21 protein-coding genes, 1 tRNA gene and 1 pseudogene are annotated in these 18,012 nt (G+C 44.3%); 16 read left to right on the forward strand and 7 right to left on the reverse strand.

The window, feature by feature from the left end; translation table 11 throughout:
• Positions 1 to 4 precede the first annotated feature (4 nt).
• Entirely contained in the window at positions 5 to 424 is a 420-nt protein-coding gene (rplP, locus tag B5F83_RS09125; protein WP_087280006.1) for a 50S ribosomal protein L16, read from the reverse strand.
• A gap of 275 nt (positions 425 to 699) precedes the next feature.
• On the opposite strand from rplP, the gene B5F83_RS09130 reads away from it, so the two are divergent.
• Complete coding sequence (locus tag B5F83_RS09130; protein WP_087279974.1) at positions 700 to 1,380, forward strand: DUF4294 domain-containing protein; 681 nt, start codon at positions 700 to 702, stop codon at positions 1,378 to 1,380.
• On the opposite strand, the gene B5F83_RS09135 is transcribed toward B5F83_RS09130, so the two are convergent.
• From B5F83_RS09135 to B5F83_RS09150, 4 genes are read right to left on the reverse strand one after another with little or no spacing between them, the layout of a single operon-like run.
• Entirely contained in the window at positions 1,320 to 2,066 is a 747-nt protein-coding gene (locus B5F83_RS09135; RefSeq protein WP_087279977.1) for a UDP-2,3-diacylglucosamine diphosphatase, read from the reverse strand. The two genes, B5F83_RS09130 and B5F83_RS09135, sit on opposite strands and share 61 nt — an antisense overlap.
• A 5-nt stretch (positions 2,067 to 2,071) precedes the next feature.
• Positions 2,072 to 2,869, reverse strand: a complete 798-nt coding sequence (locus B5F83_RS09140; protein WP_087279980.1) for an undecaprenyl-diphosphate phosphatase — start codon at positions 2,867 to 2,869, stop codon at positions 2,072 to 2,074.
• Positions 2,869 to 3,153 carry a DUF3098 domain-containing protein gene (locus B5F83_RS09145; RefSeq protein WP_087279983.1) on the reverse strand — a complete coding sequence of 95 codons (285 nt, stop codon included), beginning with the start codon at positions 3,151 to 3,153 and terminating at the stop codon, positions 2,869 to 2,871. The genes B5F83_RS09140 and B5F83_RS09145 overlap by 1 nt, the downstream gene beginning before the upstream one ends.
• A gap of 17 nt (positions 3,154 to 3,170) precedes the next feature.
• The gene (locus B5F83_RS09150; protein WP_087279986.1) at positions 3,171 to 4,037 is read right to left on the reverse strand and encodes a permease-like cell division protein FtsX; all 867 of its coding nucleotides are present in this window, start codon (positions 4,035 to 4,037) and stop codon (positions 3,171 to 3,173) included.
• Between the two features lie 83 nt (positions 4,038 to 4,120).
• Between B5F83_RS09150 and B5F83_RS09155 the strand changes: the two genes are divergently transcribed.
• Both B5F83_RS09155 and B5F83_RS09160 read left to right on the forward strand, forming a co-directional pair.
• Positions 4,121 to 4,972 carry a glycogen/starch synthase gene (locus B5F83_RS09155; protein ID WP_087279989.1) on the forward strand — a complete coding sequence of 284 codons (852 nt, stop codon included), beginning with the start codon at positions 4,121 to 4,123 and terminating at the stop codon, positions 4,970 to 4,972.
• Positions 4,953 to 6,536 (forward strand): hypothetical protein, encoded by a 1,584-nt coding sequence (locus B5F83_RS09160; protein WP_087279992.1) that lies wholly within the window; start codon positions 4,953 to 4,955, stop codon positions 6,534 to 6,536. The genes B5F83_RS09155 and B5F83_RS09160 overlap by 20 nt, the downstream gene beginning before the upstream one ends.
• A gap of 172 nt (positions 6,537 to 6,708) precedes the next feature.
• Here B5F83_RS09160 and B5F83_RS09165 read toward each other — a convergent pair whose 3' ends face one another.
• Positions 6,709 to 6,948, reverse strand: a complete 240-nt coding sequence (locus B5F83_RS09165) for an acyl carrier protein (RefSeq protein WP_087279995.1) — start codon at positions 6,946 to 6,948, stop codon at positions 6,709 to 6,711.
• 165 nt (positions 6,949 to 7,113) lie between these two features.
• On the opposite strand from B5F83_RS09165, the gene B5F83_RS09170 reads away from it, so the two are divergent.
• Positions 7,114 to 7,199 (forward strand) — tRNA-Leu (locus tag B5F83_RS09170).
• Between the two features lie 1,078 nt (positions 7,200 to 8,277).
• Here B5F83_RS09170 and B5F83_RS09175 read toward each other — a convergent pair.
• Positions 8,278 to 8,472: a hypothetical protein gene (locus B5F83_RS09175; protein ID WP_087279997.1), complete on the reverse strand. Its 195-nt coding sequence runs from the start codon at positions 8,470 to 8,472 to the stop codon at positions 8,278 to 8,280.
• Positions 8,473 to 8,606: 134 nt separating this feature from the next.
• Between B5F83_RS09175 and B5F83_RS09180 the strand changes: the two genes are divergently transcribed.
• From B5F83_RS09180 to B5F83_RS09240, 12 genes and pseudogenes are all read left to right on the forward strand, one after another.
• The gene (locus B5F83_RS09180) at positions 8,607 to 9,488 is read left to right on the forward strand and encodes a hypothetical protein (RefSeq protein ID WP_087280511.1); all 882 of its coding nucleotides are present in this window, start codon (positions 8,607 to 8,609) and stop codon (positions 9,486 to 9,488) included.
• Positions 9,489 to 9,573: 85 nt separating this feature from the next.
• Complete coding sequence (locus B5F83_RS09185) at positions 9,574 to 9,999, forward strand: Arm DNA-binding domain-containing protein (RefSeq protein WP_239383856.1); 426 nt, start codon at positions 9,574 to 9,576, stop codon at positions 9,997 to 9,999.
• A gap of 1,010 nt (positions 10,000 to 11,009) precedes the next feature.
• Entirely contained in the window at positions 11,010 to 11,849 is an 840-nt protein-coding gene (locus tag B5F83_RS09190) for a hypothetical protein (protein WP_143822517.1), read from the forward strand.
• 11 nt (positions 11,850 to 11,860) lie between these two features.
• On the forward strand, positions 11,861 to 12,283 hold the full coding sequence (locus B5F83_RS09195) for a hypothetical protein (protein WP_143822518.1): 423 nt from the start codon (positions 11,861 to 11,863) through the stop codon (positions 12,281 to 12,283).
• A complete protein-coding gene (locus tag B5F83_RS09200; RefSeq protein ID WP_087280718.1) occupies positions 12,280 to 13,083 on the forward strand; it encodes a hypothetical protein in 804 nt (267 codons plus the stop codon). Before B5F83_RS09195 ends, B5F83_RS09200 begins: the two co-directional genes overlap by 4 nt.
• A 194-nt stretch (positions 13,084 to 13,277) precedes the next feature.
• Positions 13,278 to 13,544, forward strand: coding sequence for a hypothetical protein (locus B5F83_RS09205; protein ID WP_143822519.1), 267 nt, complete (start codon positions 13,278 to 13,280; stop codon positions 13,542 to 13,544).
• 8 nt (positions 13,545 to 13,552) lie between these two features.
• A complete protein-coding gene (locus B5F83_RS09210) occupies positions 13,553 to 13,972 on the forward strand; it encodes a hypothetical protein (RefSeq protein WP_087280724.1) in 420 nt (139 codons plus the stop codon).
• A 114-nt stretch (positions 13,973 to 14,086) separates the two neighbouring features.
• The gene (locus B5F83_RS09215; protein WP_087280728.1) at positions 14,087 to 14,497 is read left to right on the forward strand and encodes a hypothetical protein; all 411 of its coding nucleotides are present in this window, start codon (positions 14,087 to 14,089) and stop codon (positions 14,495 to 14,497) included.
• A gap of 164 nt (positions 14,498 to 14,661) precedes the next feature.
• Positions 14,662 to 14,976, forward strand: coding sequence for a nucleotidyltransferase domain-containing protein (locus B5F83_RS09220; RefSeq protein ID WP_087280748.1), 315 nt, complete (start codon positions 14,662 to 14,664; stop codon positions 14,974 to 14,976).
• The gene (locus B5F83_RS09225) at positions 14,973 to 15,404 is read left to right on the forward strand and encodes a HEPN domain-containing protein (protein ID WP_087280732.1); all 432 of its coding nucleotides are present in this window, start codon (positions 14,973 to 14,975) and stop codon (positions 15,402 to 15,404) included. Before B5F83_RS09220 ends, B5F83_RS09225 begins: the two co-directional genes overlap by 4 nt.
• A gap of 328 nt (positions 15,405 to 15,732) precedes the next feature.
• Positions 15,733 to 17,133, forward strand: coding sequence for an ATP-binding protein (locus tag B5F83_RS09230; RefSeq protein ID WP_087280734.1), 1,401 nt, complete (start codon positions 15,733 to 15,735; stop codon positions 17,131 to 17,133).
• A 216-nt stretch (positions 17,134 to 17,349) separates the two neighbouring features.
• Positions 17,350 to 17,523 (forward strand): annotated as a pseudogene (locus B5F83_RS09240) (transposase); the annotation flags it as partial.
• Positions 17,524 to 18,012: the final 489 nt, after the last annotated feature.

Below are 18,012 nucleotides of genomic sequence, written 5' to 3' on the forward strand. Positions count from 1 at the left end.
AATATTATTCAACATAATCCCTGCGCACGACAAACTTGGTCTGTACCGGCAATTTCTGGGCACCGAGACGAAGCGCCTCCTTGGCAATAGCCAATGGAACTCCCTCGGCCTCGATAAGCATACGGCCCGGGGTAACAGGAGCCACAAAGCCCTCAGGGTTACCTTTACCTTTACCCATACGCACTTCGGCAGGCTTCTTGGTATAAGGCTTGTCAGGGAAAATCCTGATCCAAATCTTACCTTCACGCTTCATGTAACGCACTACGGCCTGACGTGCGGCTTCTATCTGCTGACCGGTAAGCCAGCAGCTCTCAAGAGTCTTGATGCCGAAAGAACCGAAAGCGAGCTGGTGCCCCCTCTGGGCATTTCCTTTCATGCGGCCTTTCTGTTGCCTCCTGAACTTAGTTTTCTTTGGTTGTAACATCTCTTTATTACCTTTAATTAACTTTCTAATAATCAATAAATTAAGCACTTCAGTGCATAATTCAAGGGTTGCAAAGTTACGACTTTTTTTTGAAATACAAATTTTTCTATGAAAATTTTACAACTTTTGGCACAAAAAATTTCAATATTAAGAGATGAATTTTCAGCGCATTACAAATACGGAAAAAATGTTCGCGGTACGGTTTTGGCATAAAAACGGCTCCGGCAGACGAAACATTTTATATTTTTGTACCGGCGACCCCAGGACATGAGGAAATGAAAAATTTTTCAACCATAACGGCAGCTTTCCTCGCATTGCTCTTCTTCGCATGCAATTGCGGGGAACTTGCCGCACAGAACACGGACAAAGACGACTTCATGCAATACATAGTGGAGCCGGACGGAGACACCGTATACATCTCCACCCTGAAAACTGCAAAGATTTATGCCCGTATCCCGAAACAGAAAGGCTCGTACTGGAGAAAATATTACCGTGACGTGCAGAATTTCGGGAAGACCTATCCATACGCACTGATGGCCAAAGAAATCCTGATGGAAACGGACAGCACCATCTTCTCGGAAAATTTTACACGGACACAGAGGGAAAAATTCATCAGAGGTGTCGAAAAAGAACTTTTCGCGAGATTCGAAAAACCGCTCAGGAGCATGACCGTCACCCAGGGGAAAATGCTCATGAAACTGATCGACCGGGAAGTCGGAATCACCTCTTATAATATAATAAAGGACTACAAGGGAGGCATAACCGCGGGATTCTGGCAGGCTGTGGCAAAACTTTTCGGCTCCGACCTGAAGAAACCATACGACAAGGACGGCGAGGACGCAAGGCTGGAAGAACTTGTCGGAATATGGGAGGCCGGGGAATATGAAGCCCTCTACTATTCGTTGTTCTGGAAATATCCGGACTTCATCCCGGAATCCTTTTCATACAACAAATAATTACGCCCGTGCAACCAGTCCCCGAGGACGAACAATTCCCCGCCGCTTTCCACGGGCATCCTGACCTCGCAATGGTAATGTCCGAAAACATAATAGTCTATACCGCCATTTGCCGGGCCGAAACTGTCAGCGAACCGGTATAAAGGCTCGTCCGTGCCGCGGAATTCATAACGCACCCCGCGTGCAAGTCTGTTGTGTTTAGACCAATTGTTGCCGATACGGTAGGCCACCCAGGGATGCAGCATCGAAAACAGCCTCTGGGCAATCGTATTATGGAAAAGCATCCTGAGGCGCTTATACCCCTTGTCTCCAGGGCCTAATCCGTCCCCATGCCCGAGGCAGAACCTCTTGCCCGCAATGTCTACTATGAACGGCTGGTCGAGGGGAACCATGCCTATCTCATCACGGAAATAGCTGTACGTCCACACATCATGGTTGCCTTGGAAAAAACAGACCCGTACCCCTCTGTCTACCAGGTTCGCCAACGCCCCGAGGACACGGACATACCCCCTCGGGACAACATCCCTGTATTCATACCAGAAATCCCAGATATCGCCCATGAGGTACAGGGCCTCCGTATCGGAAGGCAGAGATTTCAGGAAAGCCGTAAAATCCCTCTCCCGTTCCTTGGGATTCCCGGCATTCAACCCGAGATGCACATCGGCGACAAAAAATGTCTTTCCCATGACAATCAGGCCGCAAACTCAAATATGAAACAAAACGCCGCGGCCAGTATACAATAGGCCGAAAACCAGGTCAGCTTGGCCTTTTTCACTATCGATATCATGAATTTGCAGGCAAACAGCCCTGAAACGAATGCCGCAATGAAGCCTACCAGCAGAGACAATGTACCTGCCGAAGACTCGCCGACCTCGCCGGAAACGAGCGAAAGGAAAGCCTCTCCTAAAATCGGGATTATCACCATGAGGAAAGAAAATCCGGCTACCTGGGAACGTTTCGCCCCCGAAAGAAGCCCGGCCGCTATCGTCGAGCCGGAACGGGAAAGTCCTGGCATCACGGCGAAAGCCTGGGCTATACCCATTATGATCGCATCCTTGTAATTCAGTTCATGGGATTTCGACAGACCTTTTTTCGTAATATAGTCCGACAGGAAAAGGAGCAGCGCCGTAAGCAGGAGCATGGCCCCCACTATTACGAGCCCGGAGCCGAAAACCGCTTCCACTTCGTCCTTGAAAAAGAATCCCACTATCATTACCGGAATCAGGGATACGCCTATCTTCGCAAGATATTTCGTCTGCTCATTGTATTTGAACTTGAACAGCCCGCATATCAGGTCGGCTATTTCCTTCCTGAAAACTACAATGGTACTGCATACGGTAGCAGTGTGGACCATGACCTCGAAAAGCAAATCGGTGCTCTCTATTCCGAAAAGCGCCTTCCCTATGGCAAGGTGCCCGCTGCTGCTGACCGGAAGGAACTCGGTCAATCCCTGCACCAAACCCAAAACCAAAGCTTCAAACCACTCCATCAGTCATTCTGTTTTATCCTGGGCCTGCCCATTATGCCCACAATCTCGATAACGATTCCGGCTATGATGAGAATCGGGGCAGCCACCATTCTGGTAAAATTGAACATCTCCCAATTGAAGAAATCCGGATTGTCGCTCTTGCCGCCGGCCAAAAGTATGAAACCCGAAACCATGACGACAAGCCCCACAAGGAGCAGCCTGAGGCCTCTTTCGGAAATGGCCATTTTACCGCCGTCCTGTTCTTTGCGGACCTGTTTCCGGACATTGTTTTTCTGCTGTACCATAAACTATCACTAATTTTTCACAAATATAAATCATCTTTGGAAAAGCCCACCAGCCTGTTTATAACTACCGCCGTCGATATGCAGCACACCGTAACGCCGAGAAGCACGATGAACACGAGCGTCCCCGCAATGGCTTCCTTGCTCGCGGCCTCCATTATTCCGGGAAAATCGCCCTTGACGACAAGAAGCACGGCCACAATGGCCACGGCCGCAATCAGGCCGGCAATCATCCCCTGGAACAGGGCTTGCACAAGGAAAGGCTTGCGTATGAACGCCTTAGTCGCCCCCACCAGCTGCATGGCATAAATCGTGAACCGCTTCGAATACAGGTTAAGGCGCACCGTATTGCCTATCAGCACGGAAGATATGAAAAGAAGCAGCAGGATGAAAAAGGCCAGGACTATCCCTATCTTTTCTATGTTTTCATTCAGGTTTTCGAAAAGCGTCTGCTGGTAATAAAGCCCGTCCACGTTTTCGATAGCGGTTATACGCCCTTCCAGCGTTCCGAGGCTGTCCAAATACGGAGCCTCCACCGATATTTCAAGCGATGCCGGAATCGGCGGTGTCTCGAAAACATCGAGGAAACCGCTGCCGAGCTGTTTTTCCATCTCCCTTATCCCCTGCTCTTTGGATATGTATTCAACGGACTTCACACCGGGGACGTTCCCGACGGCCTTGGCCGCCGAAAGGGCCTCGGCCTCATCCGCCGAAAGGGAAAGCTCGGCTGTTATCTTCATGTTTTCCTTAAAATAGTCCGAAACCGACCTGGCATTGGACATTACCATGGCCGCCCCTCCGACAAGGAAGAGCACCAGACTTATGCTGATTACCGACGAGAGGTACGAATGGACTATTCGCCTTGATATTATTCCTTTTTCCGCCATAGCCGAAACGAATCGCAACAATTTTCAAAGATAGTTATTTTCAAAAATATTTCGTATCTTTGTGTTAAATTTATTATCGAATCATGCAAAAAAGCGAGCCCACAAGAGTACTGTTCGTCAATTCGGAGATATATCCGTATCTTCCGGAGACATACATATCCACTATCGGCAGATATTTGCCGCAGGGAATACAGGAATGCAAGAAAGAGATTCGTTCCTTCATGCCGAAATACGGATGCATAAACGAAAGGAGGAACCAGCTCCATGAAGTAATCAGGCTTTCGGGGATGAACATCGTCATAAACGACGTGGACCGCCCGTTAATTATAAAGGTGTCATCGATACCGGCCGCAAGGATGCAGGTGTATTTCATAGACAACGAGGATTATTTCCAGAGAAAATATGTCTTCACCGATGAAAACGGGAAATTTTTCGACGACAATGGCGAAAGGGCCGTATTTTTTGCCCGCGGGGTTCTCGAGACCGTAAAAAAACTCAGGTGGAAGCCCGACATCATACATTGCCAGGGATGGATTTCCCACATCCTCCCCCTTTATCTGAAAAAATGCTATAAGGACGACCCTATTTTTTCAAATACGAAAGTAGTGCTGTCGCTGTATGACGAGTTCTTGGAAGAGAGGTTCAGTGCGGACCTGGCCGAAAAGGCGGCGCTTCCAGGATTGGAATCCAAAGACTTCGAGCTCTTCGCAGAGCCTGTCGGCATAAATCTTGCAAAATTGGCTTCTTTCCATTCCGACGGGATTATCATGGGCTCGGACAGCATCCCTGCGGAACTTGAAGGTTTCTGCAAAGAATTGGGCCGCCCTGTTTTGCCGTATTTTAAAATCGAGAATGGGAACAACGACTACATTAAGGTTTATAACGATTTTTACGACAGAATCATAGGCAACACAAATGAAGATAACGCTCAATAGACTGGCCCTGCCGGCACTGCTCCTGCTCCTTTCGGCTGCAACATCGTGCATATACACCGACCCGAACATGGGATACGGACTGATTCCGGGAGACCAGCTTCTCGAAACAAAGCAGATGACGACCTCCCTGCCGGTCACGCTCAAAATGGCCGACAGCATAGCTACCACAAGCAGCACATCCATAGTTTTCGGCTCGATAAATTCTTCCGTATCAGGGGTTTCCGAGTACGGATGCGCCACAGTCCTTGTCCCTTTCGTCGATTTGGACTCCGCACTGGATGTCGGAACCAACAGAAGAATCAAGGAATTTTACCTCGGCCTCGCCCTGCGCCGCACGGAATGCATGGACGAAAGGAGCCAAAACATCATCCAGAATATCAACGTTTACCGGATGGTAAAGGATTTCGACTCCACGACGGTCTACAACTGTTCATTTTCCGAAGACTACTACGACAGGAGCAAACCGATATCGGTAAACGGCATCACATACAACGGGAGCGAAGATACGCTGAAAATCGTTTTCACTGAAGAATACGCCAAGGAAATACTCGACAGCCTGTCTAAGAATCCCTCCCTGCTCGACACGCTCAGCAGCTACAACAAGGCGTTCCACGGAATCTATTTTACGACAGCCTCCTCGATACCGGGAGTGGATGAAGGAAGGATAAACAACTTCAAGATACAGAGTTACGGGATGCTCCATTATACGGCAGACTTCGGAGACCGCAAGGACGTGGACACGAGCCTGCTTTTCGCCACCGGCATCACGTCGAACACAGTGGAATCGTATTTTGCACTGAATACGAGCACGATGAAGTCATCGGCCATAAACAATACGGATCCGACCCGGAAACTCATAGTCGAAGGTAACGCCGGAATAAAACCGGTAATCAGCGCATCATACGTAATCTCCGAACTCGAAAGGCTCGTTGCCGGGGAAAACGTCACGCCCGACCGCATAATGCTTTCACGGGCGACATTGCGCCTGCCTTTCGAATTCCCTCAGGACTACACCATACTCGACAATTCGTATCCGGCAATATTGAGCCCGAGCATCAGAATGCATACTGAAAGCGGCAGGGTCCTCTATACCTGCATCAGCGACGTAAATATATCCGGAGAAGATCCTGGAGAGATAAACAGGTCCTTGGGATATTATTCCCCGGACATAACGCACTATCTTCAGAGACTTCTCAAAAAAGAGAAGGACGAGCTGTCCGAAGACGATGACATCTGGCTGATGCCGACTACCAACGAGCCGGACGAGAACGATGAAGACACATCGAGCTCGGAAGACTATTATTACAACTACAATCCATACTATTACTACGACCCTTACGAGTATTACGATTACGGATACGGGTATGGATACGGTTACGGAGGTTATTATAACCCTTACGGGTACTACGGCAACTACTATTACGGCTCGACCAGTTCCGAGAGCGAAAGCAGCACAATCACCCTTGACAACATTTCCTACGTAAGGGCTGAGCTCAACGGCACCGATTCGGAACGGAATCCGCAGCTAATCATCACATATTTTATCCTTCCGGAAGACGAATAAGAATCTGTTTAAAATTTCAGAAGCTAGGTATTAAAATTTTAACAATTAGCTTCTAACCAGCCTCTAAGGACATAGGAAAAGCCCGAAAAAAAAAGACTGCCCCGTTTACCAGGACAGTCTTGATTTTTATATCCAGCTTACTCCAAACTGGAAAAGAAATTCCGTAAACCGCTTATTTGAGCCTTTCTTCGATATAATTGATGGCGTCCCCTACTGTAGATATCTTTTCAGTAGCATCCTCATCAGGTATCTGAATACCGAATTCGTTCTCAAATTCCATGATCAAATCGACTGTATCCAAAGAATCAGCGCCGAGATCATTTGTAAAACTTGCACTAGGAGTAACCTCCGCAGCATCAACGCCCAATTTGTTTACGATGATTTCTGTAACTTTTGAAGCAACGTCTGACATTGTGTTTACTGTTTAATTAATAAAATAAGTTTAAGTATATTCACGTTAATTGTCGTAAAACCAAAGTGCAAAGTAAGTAAAAATTTCCCGAAAATGAAAGTTTTATCAAGTATTTCTGATAAATATTGCAATTAGGTAAAATTTAAGTATTTTTGCAATCACTTTGCTTTGGTGGTGGAATTGGTAGACACGCAGGACTTAAAATCCTGTGGGCAGCAATGTCCGTACGGGTTCGATTCCCGTCCGAAGCACAGGGCAGAAGCCGGACGGAAAGCCTCATGGTTTCCCGTCCGGCTTTCATCTTTGTACCCGACATACCCTTCAAGGTCAATATACCTTCAAAGCAACAGGCTCAACCTGATAGCTGTTGCGGCCGTGGCCGTTGTGGTTATTGCTGTTGTGGACATGGTTGCTTGGTCATGGATGTTCAGTAATGGCTGTTGCGACTGAATCGCACCATATCACCATATCATACCACCACATCATACCACCACATCATATCAAGCTCCGTCCCCATACTTTTTATTGCTGCATTCATTGCCACGCTCATTGCTGCACCCATTGCCGCATTCTAAGTGGACTGGGTCACCCTACCTTGCATACTCCGACCGTCTTCATGCCTCGGCCGCCTTCCCCACAGTTTTCCGGCATTTTCCCTGTGTAGGTTCCCTGTAGTGCTCTGTAGTGTACGGATGATCATAGGGGGAAAGTGCCGCGAATTTGTTGGGATACGGTTCACTTTCCGGGCGTATTAAACAGATAGAATGGCATATGTGGGCATTGTATTGGAATGTAGCCCGGGAAAGTGCCATGAATTCGTGGGAATTTGGTTCACTTTCCCGGGATTGAGAACGAAGCTTTGGGTTCAGAGCACACCCCGACTTAACCTTCCTTGTTGTAATACATTGTAAATCAACGATAAATAGCATGTGGAAGGAAAAACAACTGTGGATTTCAAGGGGTTCGGAACCAGTCAGAATCCACACTTGAAAATTTTCACCGAGGAGTTAATTTGTTGTTAATCAGCGTATAGCGATGCGTTTGAGTTAAGTCGGGGCGTGCCCGGTTTGTCTTCTTGCATGCCGCGATTCCGTTTCCGGCGGCCTAAGAAACAACATCTCTGCCTAAAGAATGACGGGAAAAGGGGTGGAAGTGGAATGAGGAGGAAAAATAGGAATTTATCGTGTCATTTTTCCACCCCATAGCCATCCGGCCTCTTTCGGAATAATTGACAATCAATAACTTACAAAAAAACCAAGCTGTCTTTGGGTGCCTCAGAAAGTACCCAAGCGCAGGGGTAATTTTAACAAGACATTGACTATCAACACATTACAAAAGCACAAGATGGCTATGGGGTGAAAACGGAAGATTCCGACCGAAATTCGCCCGGTCCTCCGGGAGAAGGACCTTCTTCTCGTCCAGCCAGATGTCAAAGCGCTCCGGGCTTTTCTCGTATCTTACTATGTCGAAATTGTCTATCAGGATCTCGGGCAGTATCGCCCGAAGGAGGTTCTCTGCTTGCATGGAGCAAAGATACGAAATTTAGGTCTAGTTGACAAAAAGTAGGATAAAATCCCTGCAATATGTTGATTTTAATATATTTGCAGAGATTATTATTGATATGGCAAAAAAAATGCTTTTTTTGTGGGTCGTCCAATGTGTTCAGGAACGGCCTAAGAGGCAGGAAACAACAGTATAAATGCAAAGATTGTGGCCGCCAGTTTTTAGGCGGTTTACGGCGCGACAAGTCGCAAGTCATCTCTGACTACATTGAAGGCAAGCAGACACGGAGGCAACTTGCAGATAAGTACGGAGTGTCAGTCAGGACGATAGAACGGGACCTGGAAGGGATGCGTTATGTACAGAAAGTTTCAAAGGACAAGAAAGTCGTCATCCAGATGGACACGACCTACTGGGGCAGGGATTTCGGCCTGATGGTTATAAAGGACGCCTACAGGAACAAGATCCTGTGGCGCAAGTACGTCAGGTACGAGACGATAGCAGGCTATATTGAAGGAGTGAGCTGGCTCAGGGAGCACGGTTTCAGGATATACGGGGTGGTCATAGACGGCCTACGCGGCCTTGCCGAAGCACTGAAGACATATCCTGTCCAGCACTGCCAGTTCCACCAGATGATGACGGTAAGGCACTATCTCACAGGGAATCCCGACATTGAGGCTTCGCGGGAGCTTCTCTCCCTCGCCGGCAGCATGACCAGGATGGACAAGGAGAGTTTCATCGGGGCTTTCAACGGATGGTACGTCAAATATAAGGATGTCCTTAACGAAAGGGTGCAGGACAGGAGGATGAAGACCCCTCCTTATATGAGACCGAGGCTCAGGAGCGCATATCTCAGCCTTAAAAGGAACATGGGACGGCTATGGACCTTCTATGACTACAAGGACAGAATTATTCCGAATACAAACAACGGACTTGAGGCGGTATTCGCTGACATCAAGTCAAAGGTAAGAGTCCACAGCGGACTCACAAGAGAGCATAGGATAAAACTCATTGACGAATATATATCACGCCATTATTGACACTATTATCATGAATTTTGTCGACTAAGAAATATTTATTCGTGTGCCATCATGAATTTTGTCGACTAGGCCAAAAAGGTTGAAAATGACTGGAAAATGGGGCTTTGTTTTCTCCAATGTTTTAACCAAAATGACAACAGTAGATGTGGTTTGCTATAAGTACAAACCATTGAAGAATGGAGAATTACCTCTCAAAATCAAAGTATGCAAAGACAGAAAGACAAGGTATATCAACCTTGGTGTTTCTACCAAACCTGAAAACTGGGACTTTGAGAACAACAGGCCAAAGGAAACCTGCCCTGACAAAGAAATGCTTGAAAGCCTTATATCTAAGAATATAAGTGAGGTCAGAAGCAAGATTGTAGAACTGAAAAAACGGACTTTACTGGAGAATTATCTACAGGCATCTGCAAGGCTCTTGAGGGAGATAATGAATACTCCTCATGGTTCATCAGGTAGTCACTTGCTCTATCATAGGATACAGCCAGTCTGTATATATCCATTATGTTAGGATATATACATACATTGCACACTAATGTATTTTTATAATAATATCTATTAGTGTGTATATGGTCCTTCGGTCTCATGGATTAATGTAGATGTATTCACTTCTTTTTGGAGACTGGAGTAGTGACAAAGATAAACCCATGTGACTTGCTTCTGCTGTTGTGAGCCTTGGATATTATATGGTATTCAAGGCTTTTTTGATAATTAATCAGTTCAAACTATAGACAATGATTGTCCAAAAGAAAATTTAAGCCGAACTTTGACATTCAATACTCCATGAGTGTTGTTCATTTGTTGGAAACATTTTATATCTTTGTGGTGCTGAGTAGTCAGCATACATACTGATGAAAGTGTTTTCATAAGTCCTTTATAGAAAATGTGGTAGTTTTCAAGGAAGAAAGGGCAAAATGGACAGCACTCATTTCTTGTTTAGACAAGGCAAGTTATACCCTTATTGGTATAACTGTATGTCATATCTATACAAGTGTGGGGTATTGGGTGTCATTTGTCTTCTTCCGGGTTCTACCACAACCTTCTATAAGCCAAGTGAAATCAGCTCCACACTTTCTTTTTTACTAACCACCAGAGTTTAGAAGCCGTTTAAAATTTTTTCAAAGTTCTTTGTGACACCATTCCGTCATCTTTCCGTCATTTTTCTCGTAAAATCTTTAAGGGCGTTTCAGAATGCGATTTTTTGGAAGTAGTTATCTCTTTCGGAGAGAGGGATTTACAAATGCAAAATTAAGTAAAATATTGCAAACCAGAGAAGACAAACCTATAATTTTCCTTTTACAAGAAAATAAGTATTGAAATATTTACAAAAAGGCAGATTTGTTATTTCAGAAATTTCTGATTCCCAACATCTGACACACCACTCCCTCTCTCCGAAAGAGAAGGATTTAAGCACATTAAGAAAACAGTTCCGTACTAACCTACGTAAAGGCCTCCTGTTTTCCGCAAATTAAACCTCTTATCGGGGCCGTAAGAGCTTAAACTTAATAAATTTAAAAAGTAATGCACAAGATTCTAACAACATTGTTCTTCACTGCTGTTGTAGCAGTGGGAGGACTGTCGATTCCGGCAAATGCGCAGATTACCACAGGAGAACCTACATCAAAGGTCATAAGGACAGGAAACAGGGCGAGTGCCGGAGATTTCGGACTTTACTTGGGATTGACCAGTACGATGGTCGGGGACATGTTCGATGGAAGCGTAAAACTTTCCGCGCTGCCTCTTATCAACTTGAAATACATGATGACTGACAAGGCCGAATGGAGGCTGGGGCTGGAACTTTACAAGACTTCCAGCAGGAACGAGGGCGTTATCAGCCAGACTTGGGAAGATAACATGTACGACCTTCCCCTTACGTCCAGGAACTCCAGTTCAAATGCTATGTTCTATCCGGGATTTGCATGGCATTTTTCCAGCAAAAACATACTTGATGTTTATGTCGGGGCCGAATTGCCTATAGGCTGGGACAGCAGTACGGAATATAGTGAATACGGCGAATTGGATATATTCGAAAATCCTTCTCTCCCTAATGTCCTTGATGTGAAAAAAATCTTGTCGACAAATAAAGTCACTAAGAGGTCATTCGTCATAGGGCTTGGAGCTTTTATAGGTCTACAGGCGTATATAGCCGACCTTCCGCTTGCGCTCGGACTCGAGCTTGGCATAAGTTCCAGATTCGATACCGGACTTAAATACAAGCATGAAATAACAAATACCGGCTCGGAAGACCAGATATATTATACGACATCTCTGGACTCGGACGTAAGGTATGACAAGTTGAAAGCCAGAACCGGTGAAATAAACGGAGAGGTACGTCTTACATTGACTTATTATTTTAAATAATGAAACCCGCTATGAAGCTGTTCTGTAAATATCTGTTGCCTGTAGTTTTCCTAATCAGCCTCACTGCGTGCAGCGTAACGAAACACAGGCCATACTCCTTGAACGAAACAAGGCTGAATGTTTGCATGGATGATCTTGAGTATATCGGTGAAACGGAGATAAGTGCCGATTATAGACAATATGTCGGATTCATTTTCGCTCTCGATTCGCTTAACGGTGAGGTTTACGACAGGGCGCATAAGCATACGGTCGAATTGAGCAATGTGCCGAACGGGCTTTACAACTACCTGGACCGCGCATCGTACAAACTGCTCGAGGAATTCCCCGATGCCGATTATTTTATCGTTGTCTCGCAGAATAAATCCATCGAAAGGCTCTATTTGGGGAGCATGGTATCTGTAAGCGCAAGAATCAAGGCATATAAATTCAAATGAGATACACGGTTTTATCGGCTCTGGCCATTGCAACTTTATTATTCGGATGCGTCTCGGAAAAAGACGCATCCGATGTCATCTTATTGTTGGACCAATCCACATATACTGTCACCGAAGGTGATCTTGTCAGATTCGGCATTGAAACATGGACAATAAATGACCGTCTGGACAGACTTGAAATATCATCTTATGACAGGGTAAACGGAAAATCCGAACTTGATACAATCCATATAGGTTCAGCCCGTTATGTCGGAGAATACCTGTGCCGGGCTCCGGAAACGGATACCGACAGCCTCGTTGTCGAACTTACTTTTATATCATACGACAATACTTCCCATTCGGCACAGGTCCATACTTACCTGAACGTCATAAACAAGGATGCCTTGCTCGCAGAATCTGCCACATCGGTCCTCATGTATTCCCCGGCATCGGGAAAACCGGACGGTTTCTCGTTGCATGCTCTCCAGTCTGTATATGTTTCATCTGCCGATGATGCCGACATAGACATTTATGTGCCTGCATCGTCCGAACCTGACCGGCTTAGCGACGAATGGAAGTCCAAATCGGGCTTGAAATTCGTCAAAATGAGTGGTGTGGATTATTCTACCATTACGCGCGACAGATTATGGGCATTGTATTCGAATGCGATGAAATCGGATGTCGTCAAAAATATAGTGACGGGAGATGTCATAATGGTCGGGATGGATTATGCTGCTGCCGGAATAATTCTCGTTACGGGAGTATTTGATGAAGAAGGTGCAGGGAATGACCGGTATATGTTCAATGTAAAAATGCTTTAGAAGCTGTTTAAAATTTTTTCTCAGAAAATTTGAGACATGCTTCCATGCAGAGTTTTGCCGTTTTTTGAAGAGAATAGCAGCGCTATTTTACGATAAAAACGGCGGAAAGATGCCGGAATGGTGTCACAAAGAACTTTTGAAAAAATTTTTAAACAGCTTCTTAGGAGTTGGGCTGGGCCATTATTTCTATTTCTATGGAAGAAAAGAATTTATTGATTGAGCAAGGATACGCTCTGCTTTCTAAAGTGTATCAAGAGGATGTGTTTCATTGTGGTTCAATGGAGGACGTAGCCTCTGATGAGGTCATTGAAAGTTTCGAAAGGTGGAGGTTATCTGTAAAGACTTGTCTGTACGGAACACCATTGTATGAAGATTTCCAAAATCTTGATTGGATAACCGATGGTAACAGAGTTTCTGCAGAACGAGTAAAAAAGATTATTAATTTATTGAAAATCAATTGAGAAAAGTTATGAAAAATAGATTGTTTATTTTAGGGATACTTTCATTATTATTGGTATCTTGTTCAAAAGAAACTGCTGAAATACCTGGAATTACAGGCGAATACATTGGTACTTATAAGTACATAAACGAATCGGCACATTCTAACAATGAATTTCTGCACATATATAGCTCGTCCAATTGGCCATCAGCAGAGGCTAAAGTTACTGTCAGTATAGAATCTGACAATACGATGAAAATTATAATACGCAGTTCATTGAGGAACGCGAAAATAACAGGGGAATATAAAGTGACAAACGGCACATACAACTGCCAGGGAGTAGAAATTTCAAATGGGTATATATATTACTCCAAGTTAGAGTATGGTGTAAATTCCGGTAACAACGCAGGTGGATGGGTTAGAGGCGAATATCTGTATGCCTTCCAGTAATAATAAATGTATCCACATTAGAATTAAGTGACTTGTTGAAAAGTCCCCCCCCAATATAACAATCTCAAGAAATCGAATTAAGATAAAAGTATCAACCCATTAAATTAATTTACAATGAAAACAAAATTATTTATTATGACAATGCTGCTTCTTCCACTTATGTTTGGATGTAGCAAGGAATCTAACACTATTGTAGGAGACTGGTATATCTGCTTAACTGAATATTCAGACAGCAGTGACCCTGATGCATATCATTCAAATGCTTATACCAAAGAACATACAATTGGAATTATTTCATATACAGCAGATGGCAAAGGTGTGACCAAGGGTCTTGATGAAGAAAACCATAGTGTGTTGTCTGAAATGAAATTTCATTGGACACTATCCAAAGATAAATTGACTATAACACTTGAGGGAACTAATCTATCAATTGGCACTGATATAATATTTGAGGGAAATAACAAGTATTACACAGTTGTTCAGCGTGGAACAGTTACTGAAAAGATGGGCTGGCAGAGGATGTAAAAGTCTTCAATAGTCTGATTTATTGAAAAATAAATCACAAGCAGATGTATTCATTTCTTTGAAGTTATTAAGGAGAAGTGAATACATCTTTTTTGTATAGGAATTGTGGTAGGTAAGAAATTTGATTAAAAATAACTATATTAGCAGCATAAATGATAGAAATCATGAGAAGGGAGGAAATAGTAAATCAGATTAAAGAAATAGTGCATAGGGTTGCTCCTACTGCAAAGGCTATTCTTTATGGGTCAGAGGCCAGAGGGGATGCGAGGGAGGACAGTGACATTGATTTGTTGGTCCTTCTTGATAATGATAAACCTACCTATGATGAAGAAAATGAGGTCAGATGGCCTTTGTATGAGTTGGAAATCAAGACGGGCGTATCTATCAATCCTTACATAATTCCCAGAAAATCGTGGGAAAACAGGCCATTCAAGACTCCATTTTATGTGAACGTAGTAAATGAAGGGGTTGTATTATGAAAGAAAGTCTTGACCAAGAGAGCAGGGATTTATTGATTGCCTACAGGATAGAACGGGCTTATGGCAGCCTTAAGGAAGCAAAACTTATGGCACAGGGAGGGTTCTATAATGCATCAATAAACAGGTTGTATTATGCTTGTTATTATATGGCTGTAGCCCTGCTTTTGAAAAATAATATTTCAGCACAAACGCATAGTGGGGTAAAAACAATGCTTGGAATGCATTTTACTTCAAAAGGTAAACTTTCAATATCAGCAAGCAAGATATTTACGACACTTTTTGAGAAAAGGCATAGCAGTGACTATGATGATTTTGTTTATTGTGACCAGGAAATGTTTGATGAACTTTATCCAAAGGCTGAAGCATTCATTGAAGAGATAAAAAAGTTGATTGAAAGTAGTTGTAATACTACAGAAAAGGATATATAAGTTTAACCAAGAAGACACTCTCTGTTTTCTAAAAAGTTTTGACCAGTTCATGGTTTTGCTTGCATAAAGTAGTGAAACTTAAACTAATACTACTTTATCAGCAAAGGACTGAAAATCCTTGTGTCCCCGGTTCGATTCCTGGTGGCACCGCAGTGAGAGTCAGAGAGTTGCAGAAATGTGGCTCTTTTTTTTGTGCCGTTTTATACCCTGTTTCACGGCTGTTTGAGGCTCAAAGTTAAACTGAGAGTTTTTGGATAAACAATAGTATCATACCTCGCTATATCAAACAAAAAAGGTTATCTTTGTATCTCAAGTGAATTTTTTATGTATGACTATCGAGTCCCAAAACATAGAATTCAAAGAATCTTGGCGCGACGAATACCAGAAATGGATTTGTGGCTTTGCCAATGCACAAGGCGGTGTCCTTTACGTGGGCGTAAAGGATAATGGTGAGGTGTGCGGTGTGCGGGGGGCCAAGAAGCTGATGGAGGACATTCCTAACAAGGTGCGCGACATGATGGGTATCTTGGTGGAAGTCAATCTGAAAGAGAAAGACGGGAAGCAATATCTGGAGATTGTGACGGAGGCTTATCCTTATCCCGTCAGTTTTCGTGGCAAGTATTACCAACGGAGTGGCGCAACCAATCAGGAACTGAAAGGGGCGGCTCTCGACCGCTTCATGCTTCGTAAACAAGGCAAGACTTGGGACGGTGTGCCTGTGCCTTATCTGAAAGTGGAGGACTTGGATAATACCACATTTGATTTGTTCCGCAAGTATGCCAAGCGGAGCGGACGCATGGAGGAAGCGGACTTGATGGATGACAATCACGGATTGTTGGAGAAACTCCGGCTTTATGAAGGCAGTTACCTGAAACGTGCTGCCGCCTTGTTGTTCCATCCCGACCCGGAAAAGTATGTGACCGGAGCATTTGTAAAGGTCGGCTTCTTCCGTGAAGGCATGGATTTGGTGTATCAGGACGAAGTGCATGGCAATCTGTTCCAGCAAATCGTGAAGCTGATGGATTTGCTCTGTACCAAGTACATGAAAGCTATCATTAGCTACGAGGGTATCCAACGGATAGAAACCTTGCCCATGCCTCGTGAGGCTCTGCGTGAAGCGTTATTGAATGCCTGCATCAACAAAGACTATGCGGAACCTTCTCCTATCCAAATCCGTGTGTATGAGAACAAATTGGAGATAATAAACGGTGGGGTACTGCCCGAAGGGTGGACGGTGGAAACCTTATTGTCCTCACATCGAAGTATGCCTTACAACCCTGATATAGCCAATACGTTCTTCCGCGCAGGTGAGATTGAGGCATGGGGACGCGGCATCGAGCGTATCATTACCTCCTGCAAACAGGATGGTTTCTCTACGCCAGAGTTCCGCTACGATGCTTCGGGGATTTGGACTACATTCAAGTTCGAGTATCCCGAAAGGGCTACGACCCAAAGCGACCAGAAAACTACCCAGAAAACTACCCAAAAGACTACCCAAAAGACTACCCAAAAGACTACCCAAAAAGCCATACAAAACCTGACGGAACAGCAGCAAGCTATCCTGTCATTCTTAAAAGGACATCCGGAAGCAACCCGAAAAGAGATAAGCGAAAGCCTTTCCAACATTACAGAGGATGGTGTAAAGTACAATCTTTCCCGACTTCAAGAGCTCGGCTTACTGAAACGTATAGGAGGCAGGAAGCAAGGATATTGGCAAATTATAGAATAAAGGATTATAGACGATTTGGAAGAATTTGAAAGTTGGCACGAGGATTTAATGGCATGGGAACGCTTTACTACTTGCCTATTTATAAATCAAAGATATTCAGCCACTTGAACGAATAGTTCGATTCCTGGTGGCACCACAGTGAAAATCAGAGAGTTGTAGAAATGTGACTCTCTTTTTTCCAGTTTTATACTCTGTTTCAATGCTGTTTGAGGTTCAAAGTTCGCAAAAGTACTGGAGACCTTCGAGAACCACAACGAGACTATCATCAACTACTTCGTGGACAGGCTCACAAATGCCTCCGCGGAATCATTCAACGCCAAGATCAAGGCATTGAGGTCGCAGTTCAGAGGGGGAGGTGACATCAGGTTCTTCATGTTCAGTCACGCATAAAGTTCGTATCTTTGGGATCAGCGGATAATTCTTTGCACAACCGGGAACAGGTCAATTTTGGTTACGTCTATGTAATTTATTGATTTGTAATATTTTATGAAAGTATAGTAAATTATCCTTGTTCAGAGCGGCATCCACGTGGACTTCGCTGGAAACAAGAATTTTTGATAGGCTTCCGGTGGCCCGAGAAACAACATCTCTGCCTAAAGAATGACAGGAAGCGGGATGGAAGCGGAATGAGGAGGAAAAATAGGATTTTGTCGTATAATTTTCCACCCCACAGCCATCTGTCTTCTTTTGTAATGATTGATAATCAATAACTTGCGAAAATACAAGCTGGCTTTGGGTGTCTCAGAAAGCACCCAAACGCAGATGTGATTTTTAGGTCTAGTTGACAAAAAGTAGGATAAAATCCCTGCAATATGTTGATTTTAATATATTTGCAGAGATTATTATTGATATGGCAAAAAAAATGCTTTTTTTGTGGGT

Origin of the sequence: Muribaculum sp. An289, from assembly GCF_002159555.1 — a bacterium.
In the GTDB taxonomy this organism is placed as follows: Bacteria; Bacteroidota; Bacteroidia; order Bacteroidales; family UBA932; genus Merdivivens; species Merdivivens faecigallinarum.